We start from the raw sequence: 16,694 nt of genomic DNA on the forward strand, positions 1-16,694 counted from the left end.
GCCGCGTTATGCGGCCACCTGAGTGAGATTACAGCGTACCGGTGCCGCCATCAGAACACCAGACCTGCCCGGAGGAGTAACTGCTCTCGGTTGAGGCCAGGGTAACGTAGAGTGGGGCGATCTCAACCGGCTGGCCCGGACGGCCCATCGGTGTATCGGCACCAAACTGCTTCACTTTCTCCATCGGCTGTCCGCCGCTGGATTGCAGCACGGTCCAGTACGGCCCTGGTGCAACGGCATTAACCCGGATACCGTCGCCACCCAGCTGCTTCGCCAGGGATTTGGTAAAGGCGACGATGGCCGCTTTGGTCTGCGCATAGTCGAGCAGAATATCGCTGGGTTTAAACGCCTGTACGGACGAGGTATTAATAATGGACGCACCGCGTGGCAGATATTCCAGCGCCGCTTTGGTGATCCAGAACATCGCATAAACGTTGGTTTTAAACGTCGCGTCAAAATCTTCCGTACTCAGGGTCCGGATGGACTCATTAAATTGCTGACGACCGGCGTTATTAACCAGAATATCCAGGCCACCTAATTTATCGGCTGCCTCTTTGACCAGCTGCTGACAGAATTCTTCAGAACGAATGTCGCCCGGAATAGCAAAAACTTTACGGCCTTCCGCTTCGATTAATTTAATCACTTCATCGGCGTCGGGCTGTTCTTCCGGCAGGTAGTTAATCACCACATCTGCGCCTTCACGGGCATAAGCGATAGCCACCGCGCGGCCAATACCGGAGTCACCGCCGGTGATCAGCGCCTTGCGGCCGGTCAGTCGGCCCGTGCCGCGATAGCTGGTTTCACCGTGGTCGGGAACCGGGATCATTTTGCTGGCCAGGCCTGGCGCCTGTTGTGGCTGGTCCTCAAAAGGAGGTTTAGGAAATTGATCCAGATCGAGCGTCTTGTTAGTTGGTGTAGCCATTGTATGCTCCTTGAACAGAGTTATCTGAGACATTAAGCCTGGCACAAATGTGATATTTGTCACATCTGACTGCTGATTCATTGAGCAGTTAAAACCAGAAGAACTTAATAATGCAGATAAAGCGTAGACAGAAAATCGGAACACTGTGCAGTAGCGTCCGATTATTTTTCAGTGCAGGGGCGGGATATTTAAAGCGAAGCGTAAGATCGGTTGTGGATTATTTCAGGACGTAATTACATAGCGGAAGAAAATAAAAAAGGGCGGTTAACCGCCGCGTACCGAACCGCGCCAGACCACATCTACCGGATATATTCTCCGCTCCTGCTGCTGTTCATTTTTTGGCATCAGCGTCTCCGGTTGCGCTTCCGTCTCCACCAGCCAGGCAATGGCATCGCGGGCGAACTGTTCCACCGGCTGTGCAAAGGTCGTGAGGTTGTAAGAGGCCCAGCCCGACTGCGCGATATTATCGTGTCCGATGATGCAGAGATCGTCCGGAATACGCAGCGCAAAGCGGTGACGCGCCTCATCCATAAAGCCGCAGGCGAGCAAATCGGTGGCACAGTACACCGCATCAGGGCGAACTTTACGCGTCAGCAGACGCTGGGCCAGAATCTGGCCGCTTTCGTAAGAGGTGGTGCCGAACCGCTCCACCTGGACCGTGACGCCTACTTTCTGCGCGGCGGCCAGAAAATCCGCTTCGCGCTTCAGCAGACTCGGCGTTCCCGCCAGCGAATTGACAAAGGCGATGCGGCTGCATCCCGCCCGCACAAACGCGTTAACCGCCATTTCTGCGGCGGGGCGGGAGTCAAGGTTGATACTGAGCGTGCCGGGCAGGGATTCGTCGCGGTTAATCAGCACCAGATGCTGACCATGTTTGTAGCAGAGCCGGGTGATACCGCTGTCCGGCATGCCGGAGAGAATAATCGATGCGTCGGCGCGAAAATTAATCGCCTGCTGCAGCGCGGCGGAAACGCGCGCATCGGATCGGTCAGTGTTAATCAGCATCGCCACTTTTCCCGCTTCCTGCAGATACTGGGTCATCCAGCGCACCAGGCTGGCACGGTAGGGCGTGTCCACCTCGGAGGCAATTAAGCAGACGATGCCGCTGCGGTTGCGCACCAGGCCGCGCGCCAGATGATTGACGTGATAGCCCAGTTCCTCCGCCGCTCTCATCACCCGCTGACGGGTAGCATCTGACACGCTGGCTCCCGGTGTAAAAGTGCGGGAGACCGCTGAGCGGGAGACGCCCGCCCGGTCAGCCACATCCTGCGCACTCACCACCGCCTTTAGCTGCTGCATGTTCTCTCCTCGCCTGACATTGTCTGCACTGAGTTTGCCTGAAGTTGCAAGCCTGTGCAAAAAATACAGACGGGCGAAAGGTTTCAAATTTGTGACAGCGACTGACAATTGCTTAACAACTGAATTGACACTACCTCAGGCCCGCCGTACTAATCTGCACACACGTTTGCACACGTGTGCAAAAGCTGGCGCGCCTGCGTCATCCAGCCCAGGAGAACACCATGCGTTATTCCTCTCTGCTCGCTGCTGTAATCGTCTGCCCTATAGTGCCGTTTGCTGCCTCGGCGGCGGGCAATCTTAATATGATCTGCTCAGCCGATGTGGTGGTGTGCGAACAGATGACCACGCTGTTCAGCCAGTCCCATCCCGATATCAAACTCAGCATGGTGCGGCTCTCTGCCGGTGAAGCCTATGCCCGTATCCGCAGCGAGGCACGCAATCCCCGTACCGATATCTGGTGGGCCGGTACCGGCGATCCGCACATGCAGGCTGCTGAAGAGGGGCTGACCCAGGCCTATAAATCGCCACTGCTCGATCAGCAGCAGCCCTGGTCACAAAAAGTGGCGGAGATCTCCGGTTATCGCACCGTGGGCGTTTATGCCGGTGCGCTGGGCTGGGGCTATAACACCAGACTGCTGGCGGAGAAAAAGCAGAAAGTGCCTGCCTGCTGGGCGGATTTACTCGACCCTGGCTTTAAAGGCGAGATTCAGATCGCCAATCCCAACTCTTCCGGCACGGCCTATAACACCCTGGCGACGCTGGTGCAGATCATGGGCGAAGACAAAGCCTTTGACTACCTGAAGAAGCTCAACGCCAACATCTCGCAATATACCAAGTCCGGCTCTGCTCCGGTCAAAGCCGCCGCGCGCGGTGAAACCACCATCGGCATTGTCTTTATGCATGATGCCGTCGCGATGGAAGTGGATGGCTTCCCGATTAAGCCCGTCGCGCCCTGTGAAGGCACTGGCTATGAAATTGGTTCGATGTCGATCATCAAAGGGGCACGAAACCTGGCCAATGCCAAAGCCTGGTATGACTGGGCGCTTAGCGCTGAAGCACAGTCGCATATGAAAGAGGCGAAATCGTTCCAGCTGCCCTCTAACCGCAAGGCGGAGATCTCTGAATATGCACCGCGCTTCGAGAACATCAGGCTGATCGATTATGACTTTAAAACCTATGGTGACTCAGCAAAACGCAAAGCGCTGCTGGGCCGCTGGGATAAAGAGATTGGTGCCAGCGCACAATAACGGTGGTGCGCCCCGGCCACCTGAGCCGGGTCTGTGCCAGACCGCGGTGGCGTAAGCCTGATGTCCGCTTCCTGATTGAGGTGATTTATGAATGCGCACAATCGTCGCTTAACCGGCGCGCTGCTGGCGGGCGCCAGCGCGCTGACGCTGCTGCCCTGGTATAGCCTGGAGCAGGGCTTCTTCTCGGGTGACTGGCTGTTCAGCTTATGGGGTGATGAGACCAATGCGCCTGCGCTGGGGCAGCTCGCGTTACACAGCTGGCTGGGCATCGCCGTGGCGCTGTGGCTGCTCTGTGCTGGCAGCGCCTTTCTGCCCCCGGGCCGCACCCGCAGCACACTGCTGCTGCTGTTCAGCACCTGCGGCATTCTGTTTCTGGTGCTGGAAGGGCATGCCATCGGTTTCAGTGGCTGGAACTGGTTATGGCTGGAGAACCTCACCGGCCCGCTGGCGCAGGGGCAACCGGCGATGGGCGCGGGCGCGCTGCTGCTGCTGACCATATTTTTGCTGATTTTCGCCTTTGCCCTGGCGGAGCGCGGCGTGCTGAAAGGCGATGCCTTTGTGGTGGCGTCGATTGTGCTGCTGGTGGCGCTGGTCACGACCTTTGTGCTCTATCCGGTGCTGAGCCTGTTTGTCGCCTCGGTGCAGGATATTGATGGCAGTTTTAAACCTGACGGACTGATTGCCAATATGCAGGATCCCGCCATCTGGAGCCTCGGCTGTTTTACCGGTGGCACCTGCGGCACCGCCTGGCGCACGCTGGGACTGGCGCTGATGACGGCCAGTGGCGCTACGCTGCTGGGACTGGCGTTTGCACTGGCGGCGACGCGCACCTCGCTGCCGTGTAAAAAAGCGCTGCGGATGCTGACCATTCTGCCGATTATCACGCCGCCGTTTGTCATCGGTCTGGCGCTGATCCTGCTGTTTGGCCGCTCTGGCGTGGTCACCGAATCGCTGGCGACGCTGTTCGGCATCGAGCCGGGCCGCTGGCTCTATGGCATGACCGGCATCTGGATTGCGCAGGTGCTCTCCTTTACCCCCATCGCCTTTCTGGTGCTGATTGGCGTGGTTGAGGGCGTCAGTCCGTCACTGGAGGAGGCGTCACAGACCCTGCGCGCCAGCCGCTGGCGCACCTTCTCCCGCATCTCGCTGCCGCTGATGGCGCCGGGGCTGGCCAACGCCTTTTTAATCAGCTTTATCGAAAGCATGGCCGATTTCGGTAACCCGATGGTGCTGGGCGGCAGTCACGGCGTGCTGTCGACGGAGATCTTCTTCTCCGTGGTTGGCGCACAGAACGACCCGAGTCGCGCGGCGGTGCTGGCGATGATCCTGCTGGGCTTCACCCTGGCCGCTTTTCTGGTGCAGCGCGTCTGGCTCTCCGGCAAAAGCTTCGCCACTGTCACCGGCAAAGGCGACGGCGGCCGTCATGTGATGCTGCCGCGTCCGGTGCGCTACAGCGTCTATGGCATGGTAATACCCTGGGGTCTGTTCACCCTGGTGATCTACGGCATGATCATGATTGGCGGCTTTGTGCAGTCCTGGGGGCTGAATAACAACCTGACGCTGGATCACTACATCCGCGCCTTTAGCGTCAGCGTTAATCAGGGACAACTGGTCTGGAGCGGCGTCGCCTGGAGCTCTTTCTGGACCACGCTGGAGATCGCCCTGATCGCCGCGCCGCTCACGGCCATTGTCGGACTGCTGACTGCCTGGCTGATTGTGCGACAGAAGTTTGCCGGTCGTCAGACCTTTGAATTCATGCTGATGCTGAGCTTTGCCATTCCCGGCACGGTGATTGGTGTGAGCTATGTCATGGCGTATAACCTGCCGCCGCTGGAGATCACCGGTACCGCGATGATCCTGATCGCCTGCTTTGTCTTCCGTAATATGCCGGTCGGCGTGCGTGGTGGTATTGCGGCGATGAGCCAGTTGGATAAAAGCCTGGATGAAGCCTCACTGACGCTGGGCGCAAACAGTTTCCGTACCCTGCGTAAAGTGGTGCTGCCGCTGCTGAAACCGGCCATCAGCGCCGCGCTGGTTTACGCCTTTGTGCGGGCCATTACCTCTATCAGTGCGGTGATTTTCCTGGTCAGCGCCCAGTACAACATGGCGACCTCGTACATTGTCGGGCTGGTGGAGAACGGTGAGTATGGCGTGGCGATTGCCTACTCCTCGGTATTGATAGTGGTGATGCTGCTGATCATTGGCCTTTTCCAGCTGCTGGTGGGCGAACGTCGCCTGCGTCGTGCAATCCAACCGGCGGTGATTATTGCCGCACCCTCTGCATCCACTCTGACTCAGGAGAGAGCCGTATGACGACCATTAACGCCGGATCGGTGGTGTTTGAACATGTCGCAAAGCGTTTTGCCGGTTTTACTGCCGTGCCGGATCTGTCGCTCACCGTAGAGCCGGGTACGCTGGTGACGCTGCTCGGGCCGTCCGGCTGCGGCAAGACCACTACGCTGCGACTGCTGGCCGGGCTGGAGCATCCCACCGCAGGGCGGATTCTGATTGGCGGCAAAGATGTCACCCATCTGCCCGCCAACGAGCGCGACGTGGCGATGGTGTTTCAGTCCTACGCGCTGTTTCCCCATATGAACGCCATCGACAATATTCTCTACGGGCTGCTTTCCTCGGGCATGAACAAACGCGAGGCGCAGGACAGGGCGCGCGAGGGGCTGAAGCTGGTGGGTCTGGAGAGTCAGGGGCAGCGGCTGCCGTCGGAGCTCTCTGGCGGACAGCAGCAGCGTATTGCGGTCGCCCGCGCGCTGGTGCTGGAACCGCAGGTGCTGCTGCTTGATGAGCCGCTGTCGAACCTTGATGAGCGTCTGCGCCGTCGGGTGCGCACCGACATCCGCGATCTGCAGCAGCGGCTCGGGTTTACGGCGGTTTACGTGACCCATGACCAGGAGGAGGCGCTGGCGGTCTCCGATAAGATTATTGTCATGAAAGAGGGGGATATTGCCCAGCAGGGCGCGCCGGAGACGCTTTACCATTCACCTAATTCGGTCTTTATCGCGGACTTTATGGGGGAGGCGAATATTCTGCCCTGTGAAGTGGAAGAGGCGGATGCGGATGACGCGCTGGTCCGCCTGGGTAATCAGCGCTTCCGGGTACGAGGTGCCGGTGCAAAAACCGGCTGTGCTCAGCTGGCGGTGCGACCGCAGTTTATTACGTTGTCCGGCGACGGTCAGGGGGCGCTGCAGGGGGAGATCATTCACAGCACCTGGCTGGGCGACCATATCGAATATGAAGTCGCCACCGAACTGGGCGCGCTGTTCATTATCGATCCGCAGATGGAACAGCGTCTGCCGCTCGCCACCACAGTTGGCGTCAACTTTAAGCCGCAGGGCCTTGCCCTGATTGCCCGTTAATCTGACTAACTCAAGGAGTTCGCATGGAATCGCATGATGAAATAATGGCGCGTCTGGCTTTAGCGGAAGCCGTTGCCCGTGAAGGTGGCGCGACGGCGTTATCTTACTTCAACCGTCGCGAGACGCTGGTGGTGGAGACCAAGTACGATTTGCAGGATGTGGTGTCGATTGCTGACCGTGAAGTGGAGCAGCTTATCGCCAGCCGTATACGGGATGCGTTTCCCGATGATGGCTTTCTGGGTGAGGAGTCGGGACTGCAGGTGGGAGAGTCTGACTACACCTGGGTGGTTGATCCAATCGATGGCACCAGCCCGTTTCTCAATGGGATGCCGAGCTGGTGTGTTTCCGTCGCGGTACTGCGCGGCGATGTGCCGGTCATCGGGGTGATTTTCGCGCCGACCTATCAGGAGTGCTACGTGGCGGCACTGGGGCAGGGCGCGACGCTCAACGGTCATCGTCTGCAGGTCGATCCCACACGCACGCTGCAAAACCACGTTACCGGTTTTGGTGCCAACAGTTATGTCAGCCCGCAGCAGGTAGGCGAGATTGTGGCAGCACTATTGTCGGCAGGCGGTAACTTTATCCGTATTGGTTCCGGCGCACTAATGCTGGCCTGGGTTGCCGCCGGTCGGGTCGTGGGTTATTACGAACCCTATATGCACGCCTGGGATTGCCTGGCGGGTTACTGCCTGGTAAAAGAAGCGGGCGGCTGGTACCACCCGTTTAACACCGAAGGCGATCGCATCACTAAAGGCGCGCAGGTTCTGGCCGTGGCACCGGGTGCCGAAGCGGATCTGCGGCGCATTGCCGGTTTATAATTATGTGACCCTGTCACGCTGATGGTACTGTGGTCAGCGTGATGCTTTTGGCCGTAGCGTTTTGGTCAGATAGTGATGCTGCATACCGGTTTGCGGAAAATCGGGCAGGGACATCTGCGGCTGATAACCCTGTTTCTGATAAAACGGCAGGGCCTGAAAACTAAAGGTATCCACCAGCGCATAGAGACATCCCATCTTTCCCGCCTCCTGCTCTGCGGCTTCCAGCAGTGCGCTGCCCAGACCACTGCCACGGAGCGTTTCGTCCACCCAGAGATAATCGATACAGAGCCAGTTTCCTTTGCGTGCGGCGATCACTCCCCCGCGCAACATTCCCTGTTCGTCCCTGTGAGAAACCGACAGCGGTCCCCAGTTATCGCGGCTGATGAACTGCCGGTTGTAAGCCCCCAGTCCTGCCAGCAACTCTTCCCGATCGTCGTCGTTGACCTGATGGGTAAGGGTAAATGTGCTCATCCTCGTCCTCTTTTAATCGTGGTTCCGGCTTATCCCTCATAAAGGATAATTGTGCAATTATCCGCTATGGGGTATAAAGTAATTATTATCCTCTCCAGGGGGTAAAAGCTGTTTTATACCCTGTCGGGGATAATGCCCCTGCGCTATGCTTACAGCCTGTGATCCAGAAGGAGTCACCCCATGATATACAGCCCGCTACAGCTGGCAAACCGGCTAAAGCTCATTCGTCAGCGCAATGGCTGGACCCAGAGTGAGCTGGCGAAAAAGGTCGGCCTGAAACAGGCCACCATCTCTCACTTTGAAAATGCCCCTGACAGTACCTCGCTGGCAACGCTGTTTAAGCTGTTACAGTCGCTGGAGCTGAGTCTGGAAGTTCAGGAGAAAGAGGAGGCCGGTGCGCCTCAGGTGCATGATGAGGATGAGTGGTAATGCAAAGGCTGATTGCGTGGATGAACGGCGAGCGGGTAGGCGTACTCACCCGCCAGCGAAACGGCGCTCATGAGTTTCAGTATGATACCGGCTGGCTGAGTAATCCGCTCTCCAGGCCGCTGTCACTTTCGATGCCGTTGCAGGTTAGGGCGATCACCTCACACGCCGTGATTAACTTCTTCGATAACCTGCTGCCGGATAGCCCATTGATTCGCGACAGAATCGTGGCGCGTTACCAGATTAAATCCCGTCAGCCGTTTGATCTGTTGCAGGAAGTGGGACGTGACAGCGTCGGGGCGACTATGCTGCTGCCGCCCGATATGCCACTGCCCGCACTGCAGGCCCGCTATGAAGTGCTGGATGAAACCCGGCTCGAAAGCGTGCTGTCGGCCTATCAGTCAGATATCCCGCTGGGGATGCTGCGTGAAGAGACCGATTTCCGTATCTCGGTCGCAGGGGCGCAGGAGAAAACCGCACTGCTGCTGACCGATGAAGGCTGGAGCATTCCTGCCGGTGCCACGCCCACCTCGCACATCATTAAGCTGCCGATCGGAGAGATTAAACAGCCGGCCGCGACGCTGGATATGCGTGAAAGTGTGGAGAATGAGTATCTCTGTCTGGCGCTGGCCCGTGCACTCGGTATCGACGTGCCGCAGGCAACGATTATTCGTGCCGGACAGATGCGCGCCCTGGCGGTAGAACGTTTCGACCGCCGCTGGTCACGCGATAAAACCCGGTTGATTCGCCTGCCGCAGGAGGATTTCTGTCAGGCGCTGGGACTGCCTTCTTCAACCAAATATGAGTCGGATGGCGGGCCGGGTATTGCGGAAATCATGCAGATACTGATGGGATCGAGCAACGCCATCGAAGATCGCTATCGCTTTATGATGTTCCAGGTGTTTCAGTGGCTGATTGGCGCAACTGACGGTCACGCCAAGAACTTCTCACTGTTTATTGAGCGCGGCGGCAGTTATCGACTGACTCCCTTTTATGATGTGATCTCCGCTTACCCGGTACTGGGCGGCACCGGTCTGAACAAGCGAGCACTGAAACTGGCGATGGGGCTGCGTGCCACTAAGGGGAAGAAGACAGAGATCGACAAAATCTTCCCACGCCATTTTATCGCCACGGCAAAAAGCGTCAGTTTTGATCGTGACAGTTTGCAGCAGATCTTCGACTTCTTTATTAAGGCCTTTCCCCAGGCAGTGGTCTCGGTGCGCGATGCCTTGCCGCCCGATTTCCCGCAGCACATCGCCGACGCCATTTTTAGTCATTCACTGATTATGCTGGAGCGGCTGCGGCACAAAGAGTGATGGCGCTTATGAGCTGGCAATATCCTGAAAAACCTCTCCTCCTGTGTATGGCTAAAAGCCTGTCGGCTATGCTTATCTGACAGGCTTAACAGGAGAGTCATGGTATGAAGTGTCCGGGATGTGAAGGAGAGGCGTTTGTGTACGCCACGCGCGACGTCAGTCTTAATACGGGTAATCCGGAGGACGTTGTGCCAGATGTGAAGGGCGATCACTGCATCCGCTGTGGAGCGGTGATTATGAATGCCGGAACGTCGGAGTTATATCCCGAAAAGGCTGAAGCGCTGGAGAATGCAGGCGTGCCCATCAAATAACATAGAGAGCCCGTTTAGCGCGGGCTTCTTTGTCTCTGTTACAGGTGAATGTCCCTCTTTTGATAACACGCAACGAGTAAGTTGTGTGATTGTGGCACCCTACAGGCTAAAGCTCAGGTTTACCCTGGGAATGGAAATCAAACCCCGTCAATCTGGCCACTGGAGTGCGTTATGGATGCCAATCGCTATGCCCTGGAAACAATCCCGTCACCGCCGGCATTTCCCAGTGCTGCCAGCCCTGTAATATCTGATGAAACACTGCATCGCCGTCTGGCCGCCATTATTGAGCGGATGCAGCAGCAGCAGATTGCGCAACTGATTATCTATGCCGACAAAGAGCACGGCAGCAATTTTGAGTATCTGGCGGGATTCATTCCGCGCTTTGAGGAGGCGCTGCTGGTGGTGACTCAGCAGGGCGAGCTCACCTATATCATGGGTAATGAGAACCTCAAGCTGGTGCCGTTTGCCCGCAATCCGGGACGCTGTCTGCATGCGGCGGTCTTTTCTCTGCCCAACCAGCCTATGCGCGGGGAGCAGCCCCTGGATCAGCTGTTAACAGAGGCAGGGATAGTGGCGGGAGAACGCACCGGGCTGGTGGGCTGGAAGTTATTTACCGGCAGGCAGCAAGGGATGTTTGATCTGCCGCAGTTCATCTATGCCGCGGCGGCGCAGGCAGCGGGCGGCGATGCGCAACTGGTAAACGCCACCGGATTGTTTATCTCGCCTGACAACGGTGCACGCTGCGTTAACGGCGCCGATGAAGTGGCGTTTTATGAGGCGGGGGCCAATCTTGCTTCAACCGCGATGCTGGCTGCGCTGGATAGCGTAGCGCCGGGCGTCACAGAGAAGGTATTAGGCGCACGTCTGAACGCAGAAGGGCAGCCAAACACGGTGGTGACGATTGCCGCGACCGGCGATCGTTTCGCCCAGGCCCGGCTCTATCCGTCTGATAAACGGATTGCGACAGGCGATAAGCTTTCTCTTACCACCGGCTACAAAGGCGGGCTGACCAGCCGCTCGGCTTACGTGGTCAGTGAAGTCTCTGAGTTACAGTGTAACGTCTCCGACTGGCTGATCCGGCTGGCGATCCCCTATTATCATGCGGTGGTCAGCTGGCTGGAGCAGCTGCGGATCGGGATCACCGGCGGCGAACTCTATTCGCTTATCGAAACGGTGCTGCCGAAAGCGCAGTATGGCTGGCATCTTAATCCGGGGCATCTGGTGGCTGACGAAGAGTGGCTAAGCTCGCCCATCTATCCCGATTCAGCCGTGACACTGAAAAGCGGTATGCTGCTGCAGATTGATATTATCCCGTCGGTGCCGGGTTATGGCGGCTGCAGTATCGAGGATACGGTCGGACTGGCGGACGCGGCATTGCGTGATGAGCTGGCGCGTCGTTTTCCCGATCTCTGGCAACGAATGACTCAGCGCAAAGCGTATCTGACAGACGTGCTGAAGATTGAGCTTGCCGAAGAGGTGATTTTGCTCTCGAACACGGTAGGCTATCTGCGCCCTTTTTTACTGGATAAGCGCCGTGCACTGGTGCGCCAGCAGGGGCTTAACCGGCCTGATGCGGCCGGTAATAATTTGTAAAATTTAACTGAGAGTAAAACGCAGGCGCATCTGTCAGGATACGCGCCTCAGAAAGTTCCTGGTTGCTCTCATTCGATGAAATGGTTTACCAAAAACGCGGTTTTGTTTGCCTGCAAAACCTCCTTTGCCGCGTTTATCGCACTCTCTGTGGCGCTCGTTCTTAACTTCGAAAAACCCGCCTGGGCGCTCACCACGGTGTTTGTCACCTCGCAACTCTATGCAGCATCGACCGTCTCGAAATCGCTGTTTCGCCTGCTGGGCACGCTGCTGGGCGGCATCTTTATTCTGCTGATCTACCCCGAAACGGTGCAGTCGCCAGTGTTGTTCAGCCTGTGCGTATCGCTATGGGTAACGGTTTGCCTCTGGCTCTCTCTGCATGACCGCACGCCGAAGAGCTATATCTTTATGCTGGCTGGCTACAGCGCAGCGATTATGGGATTTCCTGACGTGGAGTCACCGTTGGCAATCATCAACACCGTAGTTTCACGTATTGAGGAGATTACGCTGGGCATCCTTTGCAGCACGCTGGTTCACCGGCTGGTGTTTCCGGTTTCGATGCATCATCTGCTGGGGCAGAGCGTTAATCTCTGGTTTCAGAATGCGCGCAAACTCTGTGATGAACTGATCAGCGGTATGGCAAAGAACAAATCGCTGGAGCGCGAAGATATCCTGATTCAGATGGCGGGATATCCGTTGAATGTTGAAACGCTGCTGACCCACTGCGTCTATGAGGGCGAAGCGGCGCGTAATGTCATCCGTCTGGTCAGCGTACAGTATCAGCATCTGACTTATCTGCTGCCGACACTGACGGCGATTGAATCACGGCTGGGTGTGCTGGCCGAACTGAATATTCGTTTTCCGCCGTGCGTCACCGACGTGTTTCAGCAGTTCCTGTTGTGGCTGCATCACGATCGGATTAACGATATTGCCGGACTGCGTGAAGCGATTGCTGCCAGTCAGGCAACCCTGGAGCACGAATGGCGGGCCGGGCTGCTGGCAACCGAAGAGAGCCTGCTGCTGATTGGTCTGCTTGAGCGGCTGGCTAACTTTGTGCGCATTGCCGATGCTTATGAGAATGTCAGTGCGCGCGCAGGGGATCTCTACAGCCACGGGGATGGGGCGGCGATCCGCAATATCCGGGAACACCGGCATATCGACAAGGGACTGTTACGGCTGTCCGCGCTGACGGCATTTCTGGCGACCTTCCTCTCCAGCCTGTTCTGGATTGGCAGCGGCTGGGCCGATGGGGCGAATGCACCTCTAATGGCGGCGATTATCAGTTCATTTTTTGCTGGTGTCGATTCCCCGGTAACGCCGATGAAGCTGTTCGTGAAAGGGGTGATGATTGCGCTGGTGGTCAGCCTGTTCTACATCGCTTTTCTGATCCCGCAGGCCAATACCTTACAGGCGCTGATGATCATACTGCTGCCCGGTCTGATGCTGCTGAGCCTGGTGATTGCCAATCCGGCGACCAATCTGGTAGGGCTGAGTGTCGCCATCCAGATCCCCGGTTTTATCGGCTTAAGCCATCACTATGTCCCGAATCTGATCGTCACGCTGAATGCGGCCATCTCCTCGATGGTGGGGATTATGTTTGCGGTAGTGCTGACGGCGTTGATCCGCAACAAACGGCCGTCATGGATAGCCAGAAGAGCGGTGCAACGAGGGCTGCGCGATCTGTTAGGGTTTATTAAAATGGTGGAGCGCAATTCCGCCACGCTACTGTCACGGCAGCAATTTATTGCGCGGATGCTCGACCGGGTGAATATCATTCTGCCGCGTAAAAGGCTCGATCCGGTGCCGGATATCGTGGTGGGGGGGTATCTGATTACTGAAACCTGGCTGGGCGCCAACTGTTATGACTTCTACGCACGTTATCGTGAGGTGCTGGAGAGTCATCAGATTGATAGTGGTCAGATGTTTCACGAGCTGGCGCTATACCTGAAGCGCAAGATGAAGTCGCTGCAGTTAGCGCCACATCAGGATCTGCTGGAAGAACTGGATCTGTTGCTGCTAAAACTGGAGCCGATCGCCCGAGAGGAGAGTGTGGCTGTTGCGCCCTTAATCCATCTGTTTAATATTCGGGTATCACTGTTTCCACATCAGCGCTGGCCAGATTAACCCGGTATAACAAGGCTGGCTGGTGGATTTAAGATAGCGTAAAACGGGACCAGAGCGGACGATCTCATTTTAGTTACATCATACATTAGGTCTTAATTAAAGTGAGAATCAGGCAACGTGCCCGCATATTGTCTGACAGGAAAATAGGGTCAGCAGACAATAAGAGCAGGGCGCGCGCATCTCAATGCAGGAAAGCAGGGTTGATGCAGGAAAAGTTCAGCGGTAATAGCTCAGCGGCTTTTCTGCGGCTGGAGCTGATAAATCCACGCACTGTATTGCCGATTATCCTCGGCAGAAACACAAACTTCGACGCGATCGTAGCCATCTTCAAACGCATCCAGCATCGGCCAGTGGGCGTCCAGCTGGTCGGAGAGAAACAGATAACCCGGCACGTCGGGCCCATGCTCATCCAGAACGATGCCCGGAAAATCAGCCGCTGCGCCCCAGCCGCGCTGATAGAAGGTACCGTTCACCGAACCGGCCAGCCATTCTCCGCCAATATTTTCCAGGATATGGGCATTCTCGCGGCCCGGACAGAGCGTGCCATAGACAAATAAGCGCTTCATTTTTTCTCGTCGTTGAAACAGTGGAAGCCAGCAACTCTAGCGCGGCTAAAATGGATTGTCTTGCGGAACCGCCTCTTGAGCCTCTCAAAACGCCATGCGTAGGTAAATTATGCGTACTGCCAGCCCCATCAGATGCGCAGAATTCATGTAGCGACGCCCTGGTCTGCCGCAAAAGGTCGGCTTTATGTGCACTCTGCCTGTCGGCAGATGGCACTCCCGTCCGGTTACTTCAAGGTTGTCGTGTAGTTAACCGGAACCCCCTGGTCATTGATCACCGCATAACTCACTGACTCACCGGGTTTCGGCGGAGTGTGACTGTCAATGTAAGCATCAGATTGTGGGGCAAGAGTGAGATTTTTTATTGATTGCTGACCTTCAGAATAGACATTCATGCTCATGAACCAGGGAGTAGGGTTGGTTATGGCGATTTTATTTCCCTTTACCGCGAAACGGAGCTTTTCCGGATCGGTGGTCAGCGGGGCGTTTAGTCCCTCAGGCCGTATAAAGATTTTTAGCCGGATTCGCAGCGGTAACACCACTTTACGTTCAGCCGCGTTAAGCTCTTTTTTCAGCGCAGGGATCTGATAAATATTTAACCAGTAGAGGCTCTCTTTGTCCGCGGGCAGCGCCTGACGTGAAGTGAGTACCAGACGCAACGATCGCATTTCTCCCGGATACATTTTTACCACCGGCGGTATGACTATGACGGGCGTGATGCTGGCGTCGGGTGAGAGAGTCAGGTCACCGTCATCTGTCCAGATTTGCAAATACGTTTCGTTTCCGCCGCTGTTGACGACGTTAACAGACTGGCTCAGATCCGATTGATTGAAAACGATCCGGGTTTTATCCACATTGACCACCGCCCAGACGCTGAATGAGAGCAGGACGCCAGATAGCACGACGACGTTACTGAAAACTGACCACAACCTGTAACTGCGCATTGACTGTTCCTGCTGTAATAGTTTGCCCGCTGAGCGCTTCAAGAGAGGCGGTGAAATCACCACTGTAAATATCAGCGCCTCCTGAGGAGATTTGCGACGTTAAATCTTTATAGGCATACCAGCCACGGCTGTTGCCCGTGCCCGTCACTGTTCTGTCAGGCAGTAAATTGAGCGCCATATTATGACTGTCATAAATTTTTATACCGACGCCGGAGGCGGCAGCGCTGCTACCATAGTGGGTATCCAGCAGCCAGGTTAGCCCGCCGCCAGCTGTACTCAGCCCCAGATTTCTTGCCTGCGTCACCGCATTTGACTGGTTAACGAGAAAGCCCATAGCGACATTTGCTGACGTGATCGTCGATGTACTGGTGCCGGAGATGGCACCGGACTCGCACTGGATAGTGATAGTAAAAGGAGCCTGACTTTTCCCGCCCGCGGCAAGGGTGTTCACGCTTACGGTCGGCAGCAGCACCACCGAAGGATAATCCTGGACTTCGCATAGCGCGCCACGCACATAGGTGACATTTGAGAAGGTGCTCCAGGCAGCGGGCCAGTTACGGTAAAAACCATACCAGTAAGAGAGACTATCCTGGCCCACTTTAAGATTATTGGTATCCAGCCCGGGTCCTTTAAAAGCAATATATCCGCGAGGTTGTGTCCAGTTGTCCACATAGCGATTGCTGTTGCTGGCGTAATAGCGCGTAGAGTCTATTTTAAACATTTCATACAGCACATTGCTGAAAGCACTGGCCGGAATATAAATATAGGTGCCATCAGAATACCAGTCACTGGCTGTCAGCTGTCGGGCTTTCCAGTAGCGACTGTAATATTCGCCGGTTGTCAGGTTAGTTAGCCTGACGGCAACATTTGCAGCGACATCATAATAGGCGCCGTCCACTTCAGAGGTAATATATTGACCGGCATAGGGGCTGTCGCCATTGGTGGCATACATCTCATACAAACTGTCTGCATCTGCCACGGCGCAGCGGTAAAGAATCTGGTTAGCTGAGTAGGAAACATTGCTGGCCGATGACAGAAAGCTGCCTACCGAGCTGGCCAGCAGTGTGCCAGAGGGCTGGAAGGTCTTTCCGCTATTGATGCTGATCACAGATGGCAGGCCCACATTCCCTGAGCAGGTGTCGCAGGCGCCGGTCCAGTAGGCGGCGGTATAGCCTGCTGCAATCGCGCTTTGAGACAACGAGGATGTGGCGGTAACAACACTGCAATTAGCCCAGGCGGGCACATTGAACAGCAATAATAAGATATACAGGTAATATTTTTCGATTCTCACA

The 16,694-nt window shown here is 56.3% G+C and carries 15 protein-coding genes; 9 read left to right on the plus strand and 6 right to left on the minus strand.

All coding sequences use genetic code 11. The annotated features are described in order from the left end of the window. Positions 1 to 28: 28 nt before the first annotated feature. Positions 29 to 922 carry an SDR family oxidoreductase gene (locus tag ACX8ZY_RS10150; RefSeq protein ID WP_010244858.1) on the minus strand — a complete coding sequence of 298 codons (894 nt, stop codon included), beginning with the start codon at positions 920 to 922 and terminating at the stop codon, positions 29 to 31. 264 nt (positions 923 to 1,186) lie between these two features. Beyond that, positions 1,187 to 2,221 (minus strand): LacI family DNA-binding transcriptional regulator, encoded by a 1,035-nt coding sequence (locus ACX8ZY_RS10155; protein WP_062757664.1) that lies wholly within the window; start codon positions 2,219 to 2,221, stop codon positions 1,187 to 1,189. Positions 2,222 to 2,442: 221 nt separating this feature from the next. Between ACX8ZY_RS10155 and ACX8ZY_RS10160 the strand changes: the two genes are divergently transcribed. From ACX8ZY_RS10160 to ACX8ZY_RS10175, 4 genes are all read left to right on the plus strand, one after another. Next, positions 2,443 to 3,468 carry an ABC transporter substrate-binding protein gene (locus tag ACX8ZY_RS10160; RefSeq protein ID WP_033757674.1) on the plus strand — a complete coding sequence of 342 codons (1,026 nt, stop codon included), beginning with the start codon at positions 2,443 to 2,445 and terminating at the stop codon, positions 3,466 to 3,468. An 87-nt stretch (positions 3,469 to 3,555) separates the two neighbouring features. Further along, positions 3,556 to 5,781 carry an ABC transporter permease gene (locus ACX8ZY_RS10165; RefSeq protein WP_062757662.1) on the plus strand — a complete coding sequence of 742 codons (2,226 nt, stop codon included), beginning with the start codon at positions 3,556 to 3,558 and terminating at the stop codon, positions 5,779 to 5,781. Further along, complete coding sequence (locus tag ACX8ZY_RS10170) at positions 5,778 to 6,839, plus strand: ABC transporter ATP-binding protein (protein ID WP_346547798.1); 1,062 nt, start codon at positions 5,778 to 5,780, stop codon at positions 6,837 to 6,839. The genes ACX8ZY_RS10165 and ACX8ZY_RS10170 overlap by 4 nt, the downstream gene beginning before the upstream one ends. 23 nt (positions 6,840 to 6,862) lie before the next feature. Continuing rightward, positions 6,863 to 7,657, plus strand: coding sequence for an inositol monophosphatase family protein (locus tag ACX8ZY_RS10175; RefSeq protein ID WP_010244873.1), 795 nt, complete (start codon positions 6,863 to 6,865; stop codon positions 7,655 to 7,657). A gap of 33 nt (positions 7,658 to 7,690) precedes the next feature. On the opposite strand, the gene ACX8ZY_RS10180 is transcribed toward ACX8ZY_RS10175, so the two are convergent. Further along, a complete protein-coding gene (locus ACX8ZY_RS10180) occupies positions 7,691 to 8,128 on the minus strand; it encodes a GNAT family N-acetyltransferase (RefSeq protein ID WP_425021118.1) in 438 nt (145 codons plus the stop codon). A gap of 180 nt (positions 8,129 to 8,308) precedes the next feature. Here ACX8ZY_RS10180 and hipB point away from each other — a divergent pair, with 180 nt between their 5' ends. From hipB to ACX8ZY_RS10205, 5 genes are all read left to right on the plus strand, one after another. After that, positions 8,309 to 8,557, plus strand: a complete 249-nt coding sequence (gene hipB / locus ACX8ZY_RS10185) for a type II toxin-antitoxin system antitoxin HipB (RefSeq protein WP_010670157.1) — start codon at positions 8,309 to 8,311, stop codon at positions 8,555 to 8,557. After that, positions 8,557 to 9,870, plus strand: coding sequence for a type II toxin-antitoxin system HipA family toxin (locus tag ACX8ZY_RS10190; protein WP_010244882.1), 1,314 nt, complete (start codon positions 8,557 to 8,559; stop codon positions 9,868 to 9,870). The genes hipB and ACX8ZY_RS10190 overlap by 1 nt, the downstream gene beginning before the upstream one ends. A 104-nt stretch (positions 9,871 to 9,974) precedes the next feature. Then, positions 9,975 to 10,181: a type II toxin-antitoxin system MqsA family antitoxin gene (locus tag ACX8ZY_RS10195; protein WP_010244885.1), complete on the plus strand. Its 207-nt coding sequence runs from the start codon at positions 9,975 to 9,977 to the stop codon at positions 10,179 to 10,181. Positions 10,182 to 10,352: 171 nt separating this feature from the next. Continuing rightward, a complete protein-coding gene (locus ACX8ZY_RS10200) occupies positions 10,353 to 11,774 on the plus strand; it encodes a M24 family metallopeptidase (RefSeq protein ID WP_158131694.1) in 1,422 nt (473 codons plus the stop codon). Positions 11,775 to 11,849: 75 nt separating this feature from the next. Further along, positions 11,850 to 13,895: an FUSC family protein gene (locus ACX8ZY_RS10205; protein ID WP_157352163.1), complete on the plus strand. Its 2,046-nt coding sequence runs from the start codon at positions 11,850 to 11,852 to the stop codon at positions 13,893 to 13,895. Between the two features lie 230 nt (positions 13,896 to 14,125). On the opposite strand, the gene ACX8ZY_RS10210 is transcribed toward ACX8ZY_RS10205, so the two are convergent. From ACX8ZY_RS10210 to stbD, 3 genes are all read right to left on the minus strand, one after another. Further along, on the minus strand, positions 14,126 to 14,461 hold the full coding sequence (locus tag ACX8ZY_RS10210) for a gamma-glutamylcyclotransferase family protein (protein ID WP_158131695.1): 336 nt from the start codon (positions 14,459 to 14,461) through the stop codon (positions 14,126 to 14,128). Between the two features lie 224 nt (positions 14,462 to 14,685). Continuing rightward, positions 14,686 to 15,402 (minus strand): fimbrial assembly chaperone, encoded by a 717-nt coding sequence (locus ACX8ZY_RS10215; RefSeq protein ID WP_158131696.1) that lies wholly within the window; start codon positions 15,400 to 15,402, stop codon positions 14,686 to 14,688. Continuing rightward, positions 15,368 to 16,693 (minus strand): fimbrial usher protein StbD, encoded by a 1,326-nt coding sequence (stbD, locus tag ACX8ZY_RS10220; RefSeq protein ID WP_199267434.1) that lies wholly within the window; start codon positions 16,691 to 16,693, stop codon positions 15,368 to 15,370. Before stbD ends, ACX8ZY_RS10215 begins: the two co-directional genes overlap by 35 nt. Position 16,694 lies beyond the last annotated feature (1 nt).

The organism is Pantoea sp. XAF26B01_ASV70 (genome assembly GCF_054512635.1).

Excerpts from the sequence above, each read along its gene's own strand:
- ACX8ZY_RS10165 (WP_062757662.1), top strand. The coding sequence starts at position 3,556 with ATGAATGCGCACAATCGTCGCTTAACCGGCGCGCTGCTGGCGGGCGCC.
- hipB (WP_010670157.1), top strand. The coding sequence starts at position 8,309 with ATGATATACAGCCCGCTACAGCTGGCAAACCGGCTAAAGCTCATTCGT.
- ACX8ZY_RS10150 (WP_010244858.1), bottom strand. The coding sequence starts at position 922 with ATGGCTACACCAACTAACAAGACGCTCGATCTGGATCAATTTCCTAAA.
- ACX8ZY_RS10195 (WP_010244885.1), top strand. The coding sequence starts at position 9,975 with ATGAAGTGTCCGGGATGTGAAGGAGAGGCGTTTGTGTACGCCACGCGC.
- ACX8ZY_RS10160 (WP_033757674.1), top strand. The coding sequence starts at position 2,443 with ATGCGTTATTCCTCTCTGCTCGCTGCTGTAATCGTCTGCCCTATAGTG.
- ACX8ZY_RS10215 (WP_158131696.1), bottom strand. The coding sequence starts at position 15,402 with ATGCGCAGTTACAGGTTGTGGTCAGTTTTCAGTAACGTCGTCGTGCTA.
- ACX8ZY_RS10155 (WP_062757664.1), bottom strand. The coding sequence starts at position 2,221 with ATGCAGCAGCTAAAGGCGGTGGTGAGTGCGCAGGATGTGGCTGACCGG.
- ACX8ZY_RS10205 (WP_157352163.1), top strand. The coding sequence starts at position 11,850 with ATGAAATGGTTTACCAAAAACGCGGTTTTGTTTGCCTGCAAAACCTCC.
- ACX8ZY_RS10175 (WP_010244873.1), top strand. The coding sequence starts at position 6,863 with ATGGAATCGCATGATGAAATAATGGCGCGTCTGGCTTTAGCGGAAGCC.
- ACX8ZY_RS10170 (WP_346547798.1), top strand. The coding sequence starts at position 5,778 with ATGACGACCATTAACGCCGGATCGGTGGTGTTTGAACATGTCGCAAAG.
- ACX8ZY_RS10190 (WP_010244882.1), top strand. The coding sequence starts at position 8,557 with ATGCAAAGGCTGATTGCGTGGATGAACGGCGAGCGGGTAGGCGTACTC.
- ACX8ZY_RS10200 (WP_158131694.1), top strand. The coding sequence starts at position 10,353 with ATGGATGCCAATCGCTATGCCCTGGAAACAATCCCGTCACCGCCGGCA.
- ACX8ZY_RS10180 (WP_425021118.1), bottom strand. The coding sequence starts at position 8,128 with ATGAGCACATTTACCCTTACCCATCAGGTCAACGACGACGATCGGGAA.
- ACX8ZY_RS10210 (WP_158131695.1), bottom strand. The coding sequence starts at position 14,461 with ATGAAGCGCTTATTTGTCTATGGCACGCTCTGTCCGGGCCGCGAGAAT.